The 14853-nt window shown below is 54.8% G+C and carries 12 protein-coding genes; 7 read left to right on the top strand and 5 right to left on the bottom strand.

Annotation, left to right across the window (positions count from 1 at the left end; all coding sequences use genetic code 11):
• The first annotated feature begins 65 nt into the window (after positions 1-65).
• Genes KGP16_RS09125 through araD form a run of 5 tightly spaced genes read left to right on the top strand, consistent with a single transcriptional unit; the run spans position 66 to position 5591 of the window.
• Positions 66-1556 (top strand): sugar ABC transporter ATP-binding protein, encoded by a 1491-nt coding sequence (locus tag KGP16_RS09125; RefSeq protein ID WP_021805042.1) that lies wholly within the window; start codon positions 66-68, stop codon positions 1554-1556.
• On the top strand, positions 1553-2542 hold the full coding sequence (locus KGP16_RS09120; RefSeq protein WP_223501189.1) for an ABC transporter permease: 990 nt from the start codon (positions 1553-1555) through the stop codon (positions 2540-2542). Before KGP16_RS09125 ends, KGP16_RS09120 begins: the two co-directional genes overlap by 4 nt.
• A 16-nt stretch (positions 2543-2558) precedes the next feature.
• Positions 2559-4049: an FGGY-family carbohydrate kinase gene (locus tag KGP16_RS09115; protein ID WP_223501188.1), complete on the top strand. Its 1491-nt coding sequence runs from the start codon at positions 2559-2561 to the stop codon at positions 4047-4049.
• Entirely contained in the window at positions 4036-4905 is an 870-nt protein-coding gene (locus KGP16_RS09110; protein WP_223501187.1) for an L-ribulose-5-phosphate 3-epimerase, read from the top strand. The genes KGP16_RS09115 and KGP16_RS09110 overlap by 14 nt, the downstream gene beginning before the upstream one ends.
• Entirely contained in the window at positions 4899-5591 is a 693-nt protein-coding gene (gene araD / locus KGP16_RS09105; RefSeq protein ID WP_071680828.1) for an L-ribulose-5-phosphate 4-epimerase, read from the top strand. Before KGP16_RS09110 ends, araD begins: the two co-directional genes overlap by 7 nt.
• A 208-nt stretch (positions 5592-5799) precedes the next feature.
• Here araD and KGP16_RS09100 read toward each other — a convergent pair whose 3' ends face one another.
• The 4 genes from KGP16_RS09100 to udk form a co-directional block, all read right to left on the bottom strand.
• Positions 5800-6804: a LacI family DNA-binding transcriptional regulator gene (locus KGP16_RS09100; protein ID WP_059200312.1), complete on the bottom strand. Its 1005-nt coding sequence runs from the start codon at positions 6802-6804 to the stop codon at positions 5800-5802.
• A gap of 154 nt (positions 6805-6958) precedes the next feature.
• Positions 6959-8800 (bottom strand): outer membrane assembly protein AsmA, encoded by a 1842-nt coding sequence (asmA, locus tag KGP16_RS09095; RefSeq protein ID WP_223501186.1) that lies wholly within the window; start codon positions 8798-8800, stop codon positions 6959-6961.
• A gap of 34 nt (positions 8801-8834) precedes the next feature.
• Positions 8835-9416, bottom strand: a complete 582-nt coding sequence (dcd, locus tag KGP16_RS09090; RefSeq protein ID WP_021805049.1) for a dCTP deaminase — start codon at positions 9414-9416, stop codon at positions 8835-8837.
• 126 nt (positions 9417-9542) lie between these two features.
• Complete coding sequence (gene udk / locus KGP16_RS09085; RefSeq protein WP_021180590.1) at positions 9543-10184, bottom strand: uridine kinase; 642 nt, start codon at positions 10182-10184, stop codon at positions 9543-9545.
• A 256-nt stretch (positions 10185-10440) separates the two neighbouring features.
• On the opposite strand from udk, the gene KGP16_RS09080 reads away from it, so the two are divergent.
• Positions 10441-11082, top strand: coding sequence for a phosphatase PAP2 family protein (locus KGP16_RS09080; protein WP_021805050.1), 642 nt, complete (start codon positions 10441-10443; stop codon positions 11080-11082).
• Positions 11083-11410: 328 nt separating this feature from the next.
• On the opposite strand, the gene apbC is transcribed toward KGP16_RS09080, so the two are convergent.
• Positions 11411-12523: an iron-sulfur cluster carrier protein ApbC gene (gene apbC / locus KGP16_RS09075; RefSeq protein ID WP_021805051.1), complete on the bottom strand. Its 1113-nt coding sequence runs from the start codon at positions 12521-12523 to the stop codon at positions 11411-11413.
• Between the two features lie 160 nt (positions 12524-12683).
• Here apbC and metG point away from each other — a divergent pair, with 160 nt between their 5' ends.
• Positions 12684-14714, top strand: a complete 2031-nt coding sequence (metG, locus tag KGP16_RS09070; RefSeq protein WP_094982922.1) for a methionine--tRNA ligase — start codon at positions 12684-12686, stop codon at positions 14712-14714.
• The last annotated feature ends 139 nt before the right edge of the window (positions 14715-14853 follow it).

The following is a 14853-nucleotide window of genomic DNA, read 5'->3' as shown; positions in this document are numbered from 1 at the left end:
GGTTGAGGTTTGTACCCGACCTATTGATTTCGCAACGGTAGGTATAAAACCCGGAGGAGTTAACCGTGACGGCGTTATTAGAATTAAAACAGATCAAGAAGTCCTTTCCGGGCGTGAAGGCGTTGGACGGTATTGACCTCACCATTCAACACGGCCAAATACACGCCTTGCTTGGGGAAAACGGAGCCGGTAAATCGACGTTGGTGAAAATCCTGTGTGGTATTCACCAACCGGATTCGGGCGAAATAATCATGGAGGGCACCAGCCGCCAGTTTGATAATTATCGGCAGGCCATTAACGCCGGAGTGGGGATCATATTTCAGGAATTCTCGCTTATTCCTTATATGAACGCCCTGGACAATATTTTCCTCAATCGGGAAATCAAGAACCGCTGGGGATTATTAGATCGCAAAGCCATGCGAAAAAAAGCCGAGGCTATTTTCAAACGGCTGACGGTGAATATCGATCTGGATTGCCCAGTGGCGCAGCTGAGCGTGGCGCAGCAACAGTTTGTCGAGATTGCCAAGGCGCTGTCGCTCGACGCACGCGTACTGGTGCTGGATGAGCCTACCGCCACCTTGACGCCGGGAGAAGCCGATCACCTGTTCAGCGTCATGAACGATTTGAAACTGCTGGGCGTCGGCATGATTTTCATCTCGCACCACCTGGATGAAATCTTCACCATCTGCGACCAGATCACCGTCTTGCGCGACGGCACCTATGTGCAAACGCTGCCCACGGCCGATACCAACGTGGATGAACTGGTGAAGCTGATGGTCGGGCGCAAAATCGAAAATGCCTTCCCGGTGAAGTCGCACCCTGTTGATACCTCGGTTCGCCTGCTGGAAGCCAGCATTCAGCGCACCAAGCATCAGCAGGAAGATCGCTTCCACCTGTTCAAAGGCGAGATCCTGGGATTTGCCGGATTAGTGGGCTCGGGCCGTACAGAGACGGTCTCCGCATTGATCGGTGCCAGCGCCTGCTATCGCAAGCAGGTCACCCTTGGCGGGCAACCAACCACCCTGCGGAACCCGGCTTTGGCATTGAAGCAAGGCATTGGCCTGCTGCCGGAAAGCCGTAAAACCGAGGGGCTGGTGCTGCCCTTTTCCGTGGCGCAGAACATCACCCTCAACCGCCATGAGCGGTTCGGCAAGATATTCGTTAACGCCCGCAAGGACGACGATATCGTTCAGCGCCTGATCCGTGCGGTAGGTGTGAAAACCCCGGACGCGGATACCGCCGTCAGCACCCTGAGCGGCGGCAACCAGCAAAAAGTGGTCATTGCCCGCTGGCTGAACAATGACTGCAACATCCTTATTTTTGATGAGCCTACCCGTGGCATTGACGTCGGCGCCAAATCCGAAATCTATCAGCTGATGCAACAGCTCACGCAGAAAGGCATTTCTATCATCATGATTTCATCCGAGTTACCGGAAATCATCGGCGTTTGCGATCGCGTGCTGGTGTTCCGTGGCGGCCACATTGTTGCCGAATTGGCAGGGGATGAAATCGAGTCTCATAACATCATGCTTCATGCAACCGGGAGTGCATTATGATCGGAATTGAACAATCCCCACCTACCCACGCGGCCCAGAAGCAGAGCCTCGGCAAGCGCTGGGAGAAGTTGTTGCACCACCCCGCGATGCTGCCTTTTATCGGCTTCGCCATTCTGTTCCTGCTGATGAGCGGGCTTAATGACAGCTTCCTGACGGTCAACAACCTGACCAACGTGGCACGCCAGGTGTCGATCAACGCCATTATTGCGGTGGGCATGACCTGCGCAATCCTGACTGGGGGCATCGATCTCTCGGTCGGGCCGGTGATGGCACTGTCCGGTTCCATTGCGGCTGGCTTGATGCTGGGAGGGATCCCTATTCCTCTGGCGATGGTCGCCGCGTTGGCGATCGGCGCCCTGTTTGGCTTGGCCAACGGTGCCTGCATTGCCTATCTGCGGATGCCACCGATTATCGTCACCCTGGCCTCAATGGGTATCGCCCGTGGTTTGGCACTGCTGTACACCGGCGGCTACCCGATTTCTGGCTTGCCGGACATGTTCTCCTTCTTCGGCCGCGGTTCCGTACTGGGTATTCAAGTACCGGTGCTGATCATGATTGGCGTTTATATTCTGGCCTACCTGATGCTTAACCATCTGCCGTTTGGCCGCTATGTCTACGCCATTGGCGGCAACGAAGAGGCCGCGCGCCTGAGCGGTATTCGCGTACCCCGTTACAAAGTCCTGGTGTATGTGGTGAGCGGGACAACAGCCGCACTGGCTGGGTTGGTACTCACCTCACGCCTGATGAGCGGGCAACCCAACGCCGGTGAAGGTTTTGAACTGGATGCCATCGCCGCCGTAGTGCTTGGTGGGGCCGCCATCTCCGGTGGCAGAGGCGCCATTATCGGCACGCTGGTCGGCGCCATGATGCTTGGCGTACTGAATAACGGCCTCAACCTGATGAGCGTATCGCCTTACATCCAGAACGTGGTCAAGGGTGGCATTATCCTCGCCGCTATCTACCTCAGTTCCAGCCGCCGCAAATAAGCTAGGGAGAACCGATATGGGATATTTTCTGGGCATTGATATTGGCGGCACGCTGATCAAGGCAGGTCTATACCGGGCTAACGGTGAGGAAATTGCCGTAGCGGAGTGTGATGGGGAAACCGTTTCCCCGCAGCCCGGTTTCTCTGAGCGCGAGATGGAGGTTTTGTGGTGTGACCTTTGCCAAACCATTCGCCAAGTACTCAGCCTCGCGGATATAACTGGCGATCGAGTGCGTGGCGTAAGCTTCTCATCACACGGCAAAGGTCTATATGCCATTGATAAAAAGGGCCAGCCGGTCCGCAACGGCATTGTTTCTTCGGATACTCGTGCCGGGGCGATGGTGGTTGAGTTACAGCAGCAGGGTATCGAAGCCGTCACCTACCCGCGTAGCCTGCAACCCATCTGGAACAGCCATCCGGCAGTACTGTTACGTTGGTTGAAACAGCATGAGCCCGCGCAATATGAGGCGATTGATCGGGTGCTGATGGCCCATGACTACCTGCGCTTTCGCCTGACGGGTGAAGCAACGGCGGAGATCACCAACATCTCCGGCAGCAACCTGTTCAACCAGCAAACGGCCGACTACGACCCTGCATTGATGGCAGCATTCGGCATTGAGGAAGTGGCCGATAAAACCGCGCCGCTGCTAGGTTCCGCCGAGCTTGCCGGGCAAGTGACCGCCACTGCCGCTGCCCAATGCGGATTACCCGCAGGAACGGCGGTGTATGGCGGCCTGTTTGATGTGGTCGGCGCGGCCTTGTGCTCGGGAGTCGTCGATGATCGCACCCTGAGTGCCGTAGCGGGTACCTGGTCGATCGCCACCTGTGTGACGGAAGACCTCCTCCCCTCCTCCCATCCCTTTGCCTGGGGACGTTATTGCATGGAGGGCCGCTACTTTGTTCACGAAGGCAGCCCAACCTCAGCGAGCAATCTGGCCTGGTTTTTACGGCAGTTTTGCGACAACGATCATCAGCGCTATGCGCAGTTCAACCGTTGGGTACAAGAGCGCAGCAAGCAGCCGAGCGACATCACATTCCTGCCGTACCTATTTGGCTCCAACCTCGGTAGCAATCTGCCGGGCGGGCTGATTGGCCTGAGCGGGCACCATGATATGGCCGATATTGTGCATGCGATCTATCAGGGCATCGTGTTCTCTCATCTGGTTCATCAGGATCGCCTGGTGACGCTGAATCCGCGCGTAGAGCGTATTCGCATGACCGGCGGCCCCACGCAGTCCGACGTCTGGATGCAGATGTTTGCCAACGCCGGTAATTTGCCGCTGGAGGTGGTGGACATCCAGCAAAGCGGCTGCCGGGCTGCGGCGATCTGTGCCGCCGTTGGTGCCGGGGAGTACAGCAGCTTTACCGAGGCCGTGCAGGTCATTCAGCCTGAAGTACACACCTATTATCCCGACGCGGCGGCTAACCGACGCTTACGCGATCGCTTTGCGGGCTACCTGAATATCGCCCAAGCATTAAATGAGGCCAACCAGCATGCAAACCACTAATACCGTCTCACTTGGGCTGTACGAAAAAGCCTTGCCAGCGGATCTTGATTGGGCACAACGCCTGGGTATCGCCAGCGAGTTGGGTTTCCAGTTTATGGAGATCTCCATTGATGAGCAGCCGGAACGCCAACAGCGCCTGGACTGGGATCGTCAGCAGCGGCTGGCGCTGATCAACGCGCGTTTTGACAGCGGTATCACGGTGCCCAGCATGTGTTTATCCGCCCATCGTCGTTATCCGTTTGGCAGCCATGATGCCGCCATCCGCCAGCAGGCGCGCACGTTGATGGAAAAGGCGTTGGATTTCGCCGTCGACGTCGGGATCAGGAATATTCAGCTAGCGGGGTATGACGTCTATTACGAAACGGCCGATCGCCATACACGCCACCGTTTTATCGAAGGTCTGCAATGGGCGGTAGAACTGGCGGCCAAGGCACAGGTGATGCTGTCCGTGGAGATAATGGATACCACCTTTATCAACAGCATCAGCAAATGGCGCGAGTTTGCCCGGCAGATTGCAAGCCCGTGGTTTACCGTCTATCCCGATATCGGCAACCTCAGCGCCTGGGGCAATGACGTCGATTTTGAGCTGGAGCATGGCATCGACAAGATCACCGCCATCCATTTAAAAGATACCTTACCGGTGCTGCCTGGCACCACAGGGCAATTCCGCGATGTGCCTTTCGGCAGCGGCTGCGTGGACTTTGCCCATACGTTTGGCGTGTTAAAACGGCTCAACTATCGCGGCCCATTCCTGCTGGAAATGTGGACGCGCAACGATGGTCAGGATATCCAACATATCACCCAGGCCAAGAGCTGGATCGAGCAGCAGATGAAACAGGGAGGCATCACATGTTAAGCGAGTTGAAGCAGCAGGTTTTGGCGGCCAATCTCAGCCTGCCGGGTTATGGTTTGGTGACCTTTACCTGGGGTAACGTGTCGGCGATCGATCGCCAACAGGGGCTGGTGGTGATCAAACCTTCGGGGATCGCTTATGAGGTGATGACGGTAGACGATCTGGTGGTGGTGGATTTGGACGGTGTGATCCAGGAAGGGCAGCGTAAACCGTCCTCGGATACCGATACCCATTTGGCGCTGTATCGCGCCTTTCCCGAGATTGGCGGCATCGTCCATACCCACAGCCGTAATGCCACCATCTGGGCACAGGCTGGCCAGGCGATCCCGGCTCTGGGCACCACCCATGCCGACTATTTTTATGGTGACATTCCCTGTACCCGCCCTATGCGTGAGGACGAGATTGCTGGCGACTATGAGCGGGAAACCGGCCAGGTGATTATCGAGACGTTCCAACAGACGAAGCGCGATCCGCAACAGGTGCCGGGGGTGTTGGTCTATTCTCACGGGCCGTTCGCCTGGGGAAAAACGGCGGCGGATGCGGTGCATAATGCGGTGGTGATGGAGGAAGTGGCGGCAATGGCGATGGCCACGCGGCAATTGACTCCGGCGATCCCACCTATGCAACCCGCGCTGTTGGATAAGCATTTTTTACGCAAGCACGGTAAAAATGCTTACTATGGGCAGTAATGGGGTGGGATTAGCCTGATAATTCAGATAATGACCCCTCACCCTAACCCTCTCCCACAGGGAGAGGGGACCGATCGAGTTCGTTGATTGCCCTGAGTAAGACCTTGCCTTTCTTGTTTTTACTCCCTACTTTCCGAAGCTACGCGGGCTACGTATGTGCACCGTACAGCTCCCTCTCCCTGTGGGAGAGGGTTGGGGTGAGGGGCCATCACTCGACAAGCAACATCCCGGTAAAAAATTCCCGTCTTAATGGTTGATCGCTGTGATTATTTTTAATCGCATTAAACAATAACTCCGCCGCGATTTCCCCTAACACCTGCGTATCGTGATAAACCCCGGCAATATGCTGCCCATAATCCCGCGCCTTGGGCGGTTCATCGATCGAGAAGAATTTCACCCGATGGTAAATACCCAGCTGATGGCATAAAGAAATAGCACCCAGCGTGATAATACCGTTGAGGCCCACGATATAATCCGGCTGATGCCGTTCATCGGCAAGATATTCTTTCACCCGTGCCTCTTGTGAAATAAAATCATAGTCGCCATTGATAATGGTGATTTTACTGCCCTTCTCCTCCAGAGCATCAATAATCCCCTGGGTTCGCGCCAAGGTAATTTCCGAGTCGGCCGGCCCCCCCAGGATCAGGATATTACTTTCCGGCTGCTCGGCCAGATATTTCCCGGCCAGTTTGCCAATCTCTTGGTTGTTGAGGAACACGCCACTAAGCTGTTGATTATAAATGTCCCTGTCGATCAGGATCAGCGGAGTGTGATAGCGTTCGGCCTGATCAAGGTAGGCGGGTTGATAGTGCCGATCGTCGCGTACGGCAGAGAGCAAGATGCCCCGAGCCTTATAACCGAACAGCGCCTGTACCGCCTGCATTTCAGCTTCTTCACTGCCGTCGGTATCAAACAGCATAATCTGATAGCCCTGCATGCGGGCAATACGCGATACGGTTTGGATCAGGTTGGAATAAAAAGGGTTATACATGCTACTGGTAACAATGCCGATAATTTGGCTGCTGCTTTTCTTTAATCCCTGAGCGAAAGCATTGGGAACATAATTAAGCTCTTTGGCAATAGCGTGAATTTTCTCGAGCGTTTCAGACTTGACCAGTTCGGGTTTATTAAAAGCACGGGAGACAGTGATATTGGTCACGTTGGCTCGGCGGGCAATATCCACAATGGTGGCATTAGAATTCGCTTTTGACACCGTCAATCCTTGCTTTATTCATTAACAGATCCCTTATTGTAGGGAAGCCATCAGCAGTATGCCAGATGAATATCAAAGGTATTGATTTTGTCGTCCGGGGGGCAAACCCGCGCTCATCCAACCTAAAGAGAGCGCGGGCAGTGTTTGATAAGGTTTACAGCTTATCGAGCAGTTTTTTCAGATCCTGGCCATCTTGGGACCCTTTATTCTTCTCCGCCCACTTGTTCAAGGCGTCTTTGGCACGATCCTGCAGCTTTTTACGCAATAGCTGATCGACCTGCAGTTGATAATTGAGCTGATCCCAAGGGCCATAGACGCGCAGAGGGATCGGCGTTTCGCGCAGTTGTGCGATTAACGCATTGTTGCCCTGCCAACCTCCCGTGACCAGTACGTTCATGGTTAAATCGCACTGTTTGCCAGGCATATTGAGCGTACCGCTGCCGGTCAGGTTCATCACCGGTGATTCTGCCTGTAACTCGCTGAGCGTGAGCTGCCCCTTGCTCAAGCTGGCCTTGGCGCTCATTTGTTGCACCGCGGTGTAGCGCTGGTTGTTATCCTCACCACGCACGCTACTGTCATTACGCGCCACGGCTTGCTGGATAAGCTGTTGAATATTCAGGCCATGAAGCTGCGCATTCTGCATGGACAACTCCGCCGTTCCTTGCCAACGATGTTCGAAAGCCTTGGCATTGAGGCGGTCGCCGCTCAAATCGCCCTGCATGTTGAACGTGCCGGTCAGCGCCAATGGCATGTCGAAGGCCTTGAGTACCTCGCCCAGCTCAATGTGCCGTAACTGCGGCTGCAGTTTAATCAGCGGCTTATCAGTTCGCGCATCCATCGAACCAGGCAGGGAGAAATCACCGCCGGCCAACTTACCAGACAGCGTAGCCACCGTCATTAATCCCTGTTGGTTGCTTGCCTGCACCGCCAACTGACTAATCAACATCCCACGGTAGGTAACCTGGTCCGCCTTCAGCTTGAGCTGTGCGTTGAAGTCACGTAACACCTGTAAATTCTGTTGTGGATCGTCCGCCTGATTGGCGATCACCGGGGATGCGGTCACCGGCTGCGGTAGCTTCTCCTCATCAGGGGTTTTTGTCTGCCAGCCCGAGAGCGCATCCAGATTGAGTTGTGTGGCACTGAGATCCAGGGTGTAAGCAGGCACGGGGCCGAACTGCGCGCTAGCACTCCCCGTCAACTGGCTATCATTGACACTGAGCATCAGTTGGCTCAAGACAATCTGCTGCGAAGCCTGCTGATAAACCGCCTGTACGCTCCCTTCCCCCTTGATGGCACCGGCAAGAATATCTGCGCCCTCAAGCTGGTAGCTAAACTGCGTGACCTGTGCACCTATCTGGCGGGGAAACTGTTGTAGATCGAGATTGGCCGCTAGGTTGAAGCTCAGATCGCGTTGGTCGCGATTCACCCGGCTGGAAAGCTCGATCTGCGCCTGATGCTGGTCATTTTGCTGCAGGGTTAAATTGATATCGCGAACGTTAATCTGCTCGTTGTTGGCTCGTTGCCAGATCAGCAGGCTGTCCACCACCCGCAGGTTGTCGATATCAAATTTCCACAGGGATCCCGAGCCATCATCCGCCTGGTTACCACCGGGGGCGATAGGGGCATCGGGCTGGTTTTGCTCTGCGCTGTCGGGGGTCAGGCGGATAACGGCATTTTTCAGCATCACCTGCTTAACGTAAAGCTGGTGGGAAAGGAGCGGCAGCAGTTTGACATCCAGACGCATATTATCTGCGCTGACCGCCGGAGCCGCTGCCCCTGGCGCCGTCAGCGTCATTCGCCCGGCAAGAATGCTCAACTGTGGCCAGACGTGCCAACGAAGGTCGCCTTCCAGCGTCAGATGATAGCCGCTGCTCTGCTCAACCTTCTTGATCATATAGCCGCGGAAATCATTCGGATTAACCAACAGCACCAAGGCAGACATCCCCGCCACCAGCACCACCAGCAAAATCACCAAAGTCGTCAGTAGTCTTCTCATGCCATCCTCGTGTCAGCGTAATACCGGTTCGCTGTTAATCCTTGTCAATACGACTGGCCACGGCCCCTTGCTGATCCCTGTATTTCGCGTCCTGGCGGCTATTGTATGGCCGTGACGCAGGCCCGGAAAGCGGTTCAAAACTCAGCGCACCGATCAACATGCCAGGGCGTAGTGCCAACGGCAGCTTACCTGAATTATAGAACTCCAGCACAATACAGCCTTGCCAGCCTGGATCGATACGGTGTGCGGTAACGTGCACCATCAATCCCAGGCGGGCTAACGAAGAGCGGCCATCGAGCCAGCCAACCAGATCGTTGGGGATGGTGACCGACTCCAGCGTCACCGCCAGCGCCAGTTCACCCGGATGGAGGAAGAAAGCTTCGCCTTCCGGCAGCACGATTTCATCGCTCATTACGCGGTCTAGAGCGGCGCTCACTTCATCCTTTGGGCCACTGAGATCGATAAACGCAGCGGTATGGCCACGGAACACGCGGAACTGATTGCCCAGACGGACATCCACTGTGGCCCCGTTAATGCGCTCAATGGGAGGACGCGGTGAAATCACCAGTTTTCCGTTATCCAGCCAGGCTTCGATATCGCGGTCGCACAGTCTCATTATTTTCTCCATTCCATCAAGGCGCATAAACTTATACGAAAACTGCCACACAACGGGCTCAAGGTCTATGTCGGGACTCAAATAGTTCGTTAAAGACCAGCAAAAACAGGCTGGCCTGTTAAGGACTTATTCAAAGAATTGGCTGATTTTTGCCTTCAGGATATCTATCGCGATACGGTTTTTACCCCCGCGCGGTACGATAATATCGGCGTATTGCTTCGAAGGCTCAATAAACTGCAGGAACATTGGGCGGACGGTTTTCTGGTACTGCGCCATTACGGAATCCATGGAGCGGCCACGCTCATTCACGTCGCGCTTCATGCGGCGCATCAGGCAAATATCCAGTGGGGTATCGACAAAAATCGAGAAGTTCATTTCCTGGCGCAGGCGGATATCCGTCAATAACAGGATCCCTTCCAGGATGATGACTTTCTTGGGTTCGAGATGGATCGTCTCTTTCTTACGCGTATGTTCGGTGTAGCTATACAGCGGCAACTCAATCGCCTGGCCGGATTTCAGCATTTGCAGATGCTGGAACAACAGGTTGTGATCCATGGCGCTGGGGTGGTCATAGTTGGTTTTGACCCGCTCTTCCATGGTCAGGTGCGTCTGGTCTTTGTAGTAACTGTCTTCCGGGATCACACCGATATGTTGATCGCCAACCTGATCGCGGAGTTCGCGGTATAACGTACTGGCAATAAGGCTTTTTCCGGAGGCTGATGCGCCAGCTATACCAATAATGACGCACTGATGCGACTTGTCAGTCATAAAATTAAAGACCTGATTTCATATGTGGGGAAAGGGGGTATAAAACAGGTCAATTATAGGGAGTTAGTGCTCTCGGCGCCAGCGTTTAGACGGTAAGGCGGGAGATTATCCCCACAAACCGGCGTAATTGACATACAGAGTATCTTTTGCCGGGGGATTTAAGATTTTTTACGCTACTGCAAATCGGCGACTCAGGGTACAATTCACGCCATCATCAAGACCGTCTTCGATCCTATTTCTTAGAGTAAAACCATACATGAACTGGCATTTCCTGACATTCTTTGGTGACAGCATGCTGCTGCTGCCCTGCGCAGCCATCGTCTTTATTATTTTACTCCTGTCCCCTACCAGCAGAAAACCGACCTGGCAATGGATGCTGCTGTTTGGCGGCGTGGGTGCCGTAGTTTGCGTATCGAAGCTGGCGTTTATGGGCTGGGGTATCGGCAGCAGCCACTGGGATTTTACCGGGTTCAGCGGCCACTCGGCCCTGTCTGCCAGTATCTGGCCGGTGTTGCTGTGGTTGCTCTGTGGGCGTTTCTCGTCGCCGGTCAGGCGCACCGCGGTGATCGTCGGCTATCTGTTGGCCGCCGCGGTAGGGTATTCACGTTTGGTGATACACGCCCATTCCACTTCTGAGGTGATCACCGGTCTGGCACTCGGCTTTATTGTCAGCAGCACCTTCTTAATGCTGCAACGTGGCACGCAGCCACCACGGCTGTCCTACCGCAAAATTGCCGTTACGCTGGCTCTGCCCCTGGTCCTGATCAATTCCGGCACTGCAGCACCGACCCAGGGGTTACTGGAAAGGATTGCCGTGACTATTGCGCCAGTAGAAAAACCTTTTGTGCGGGCTGATTTGCACAAAAAACCACAGGTTTCAGCACCTCAGAGTCGTTAATGACCCCTCACCCTAACCCTCTCCCACAGGGAGAGGGGACAGAACGTGCCACAACGTTAATTACTACATCTAACCTCAATATCCGTCGAATACGTTTGCCACAGATTGACTCCTGTACCTCAACGCATCTCCATACTGCTCCCTCTCCTTTTTGGGAAGTGGGGACAGAACGTGCCACAGCGTTAATTACTACATCTAACCTCAACATCCGTCGAATACGTTTGCCACAGATTGACTCCTGTACCTCAACGCATCTCCATACTGCTCCCTCTCCCTGTGGGAGAGGGTTGGGGTGAGGGGACAAAGCGGGCACGTAATTCTGGGCGTATTAGAGCGCGCGGAAAGAGATCTCGGTAGGGATGGCTTCCCCCTGCCAGTACATCTGAGCCGCAACGCGCCCCGCCAGTTGACGGTACATTTCGGCAAACTCGCTGTCCGGGCGGCTGACCACGGTCGGTTGTCCGCGATCCAGATCTTCTCGCAACGAGATATGCAACGGCATCTGCCCCAACAGGCGGCTATGGTATTTCTGCACCAGCTTCTCTGCCCCACCGGTACCGAAAATTGGTTCGTGATGACCACAGTTGCTGCACACGTGCATGCTCATGTTCTCAACGATGCCCAATACCGGCACATGCACCTTTTCGAACATCACAATGCCTTTAGCGGCATCAAGCAAGGCGATATCCTGAGGCGTCGTCACCACCAGCGCACCGGTCACCGGGATATTCTGCGACAGGGTCAGTTGGATATCCCCGGTCCCCGGTGGCATATCCAGTACCAGATAATCCAGATCCGGCCACAGCGTGTCCTGCAACAGTTGCAGCAGCGCCTTGCTGGCCATCGGCCCACGCCACACCATGGCGTTGTCGTCGGTCACCAGGTAGCCGATAGAGTTGGTCGCCAGGCCGTGCGCCATGATCGGAGCCATATGCTGTCCGTCCGGCGAGGTTGGGCGTTCATGTTCAGTGCCCAGCATGTTGGGGATCGACGGGCCATAAATGTCCGCATCCAGGATCCCCACTTTGGCACCTTCGGCGATCAGCGCCAGCGCCAGGTTGACCGCGGTGCTGGATTTCCCCACCCCGCCTTTGCCTGAGCTGACGGCAATAATGTTACGCACCCCCTTCACCCCAGCCTGGTCGTTGGCGCGTTTCAAGGTGGTGATATCGTGCTTCAGCTTCCATTCGATAGCCTGAACGCCGGTCACGCGCAGCAGTTCGGCGCTTACCGATTCTTTCAGCGCCTCAAACCCACTTTGCCAGGCAAACGGCATGACTAACTCGATATGCAGGACATTGTCCAGCAGCGTGCAGTGGTGAATAGCTTTCAGTGCGGTCAGGTTGTTTTTTAACGTCGGGTGTTCGAAGGCGGCCAATACTCCGGTCACCAGGGCGCGCAGAACTTCAGGGTTGGTCTGCTCAGGGGATTTGGCGTTCATCCCGGCTCCTTGATTTTGAATGGGTAGCAACCCGATAAGCATATCAGAACTGCAGGGTAACTCGCTCGTATAACCCGAAAGAAACCGCCCTAGCAGCAGAGAGCGCGATCGGGTAACATCAAAGACCCTTTTCACTCATTAAAGAAAGCAACTTTTCATTATGGCTCAAGTCGCGAAAAAATTATTGGTGACGTGCGCGCTACCGTACGCAAATGGTTCCATCCATCTCGGCCACATGCTCGAGCACATCCAGGCAGATATCTGGGTTCGTTACCAACGAATGCGCGGCAACGAAGTTCATTTCATCTGTGCGGATGACGCGCACGGTACGCCAATCATGCTCAAAGCACAGCAGATGGGTATCCCGCCAGAAGAGATGATCGCGGAAATGAGCCGCGAGCACCAACAGGATTTCGCCGGTTTTGGCATCAGCTATGAGAATTATCATTCGACCCATAGCGAAGAAAACCGTGAACTGTCAGGTATCATCTATGGCCGCTTGAAAGAGAACGGTCATATCAAGCGACGCACCATTTCTCAGCTTTACGATCCTGAGAAAGGCATGTTCCTGCCGGATCGTTTTGTGAAGGGTACCTGCCCGAAATGTAAATCTCCGGATCAATATGGCGATAACTGCGAAGTTTGTGGCGCAACCTACAGCCCAACCGAGCTGATCGACCCTAAATCCGTGGTTTCCGGCGCTACCCCGGAAATGCGTGATTCTGAGCACTACTTCTTCGACCTTCCCGCTTTCAGCGACATGCTGCAAGCCTGGACACGCTCCGGCGCGCTACAAGAGCAGGTGGCAAACAAGATGCAGGAATGGTTCGAATCCGGCCTGCAACAGTGGGATATCTCCCGCGATGCGCCGTATTTCGGCTTCGAAATTCCGGATGCCCCAGGCAAATATTTCTACGTCTGGCTGGATGCGCCAATCGGTTACATGGGTTCGTTCAAGAACCTGTGCGATAAACGCGGCGATCTGGATTTCGACGAGTTCTGGCGTAAAGACTCCACTACCGAGCTGTATCACTTCATCGGTAAGGATATCGTCTACTTCCACAGCCTGTTCTGGCCAGCAATGTTGGAAGGCAGCGATTTCCGCAAGCCAACCAGCCTGTTTGTGCACGGCTATGTGACCGTGAACGGCGCCAAGATGTCCAAGTCGCGCGGCACCTTCATTAAAGCTGGTACCTATCTCAAGCACCTGGATGCCGATTGCCTGCGTTATTACTACGCCGCCAAGCTCTCTTCACGCATCGACGATATCGACCTGAATCTGGAAGACTTCGTGCAGCGCGTGAATGCCGATATCGTGAACAAAGTGGTCAACCTGGCTTCCCGTAACGCTGGCTTTATCAACAAGCGTTTTGCCGGGAAGTTAGCCGACCACCTGGCCGCCCCCGCGCTGTACCAGACCTTTGTGGATGCTGCCACCAGCATTGCGCAGGCCTATGCCAGCCGTGAAACCAGCCGGGCGATCCGCGAAATCATGGCGCTGGCCGATCTGGCCAACCGCTATGTCGATGAGCAGGCTCCTTGGGTAGTGGCGAAAGAAGAAGGCCGAGACGCCGATCTGCAAGCTATCTGTTCGATGGGCATCAACCTGTTCCGCGTGCTGATGACCTACCTGAAGCCGGTTCTGCCTGCGTTGACCGAACGTGCCGAAGCGTTCCTCAACTGCGAACTGAGCTGGGATGGCATTGAGCAGCCGCTGCTGGGCCATCAGGTGAGCACCTTCAAGGCGTTGTTCAACCGTATCGATCTCGACAAAGTGAATGAAATGGTCAATGCATCAAAAGAAGATCTGGCCGCCAGCCAGAAGGTTGTCAGCGGACCGCTGGCGGACGATCCGATCCAGGACACCATCAGCTTTGATGATTTCGCCAAAGTCGATATGCGTATCGCGCTGATCAAGAGCGCCGAGTTTGTTGAAGGTTCTGACAAGCTGCTGAAGCTGCAGTTGGATCTGGGTGGCGAATCACGCCAGATCTTCTCCGGTATTCGCTCTGCCTACCCTGATCCTTCACTGCTGGAAGGGCGTTTGACGATTATGGTGGCCAACCTGGCGCCGCGTAAAATGCGCTTTGGCGTTTCCGAAGGGATGGTGATGGCGGCTGGCCCTGGCGGTAAGGAGATCTTCCTGCTCAGCCCGGACAGCGGCGCACAGCCTGGTATGCAGGTTAAGTAAGCTTCTGTAATATCGAGAAAAGTCCCCTCACCCTAACCCTCTCCCACAGGGAGAGGGGACCGATCGAGTTCGTTGATTTTCCTGAGTCATACCCAACCTTTCTTCTTATTCATTTCTTTCCGATCTAGTAATACCTATC

Source organism: Serratia sp. JSRIV006 (assembly GCF_019968685.1).
In the GTDB taxonomy this organism is placed as follows: domain Bacteria; phylum Pseudomonadota; class Gammaproteobacteria; order Enterobacterales; family Enterobacteriaceae; genus Chania; species Chania fonticola_B.
This window is presented reverse-complemented; position numbering and strand designations above follow the sequence as displayed.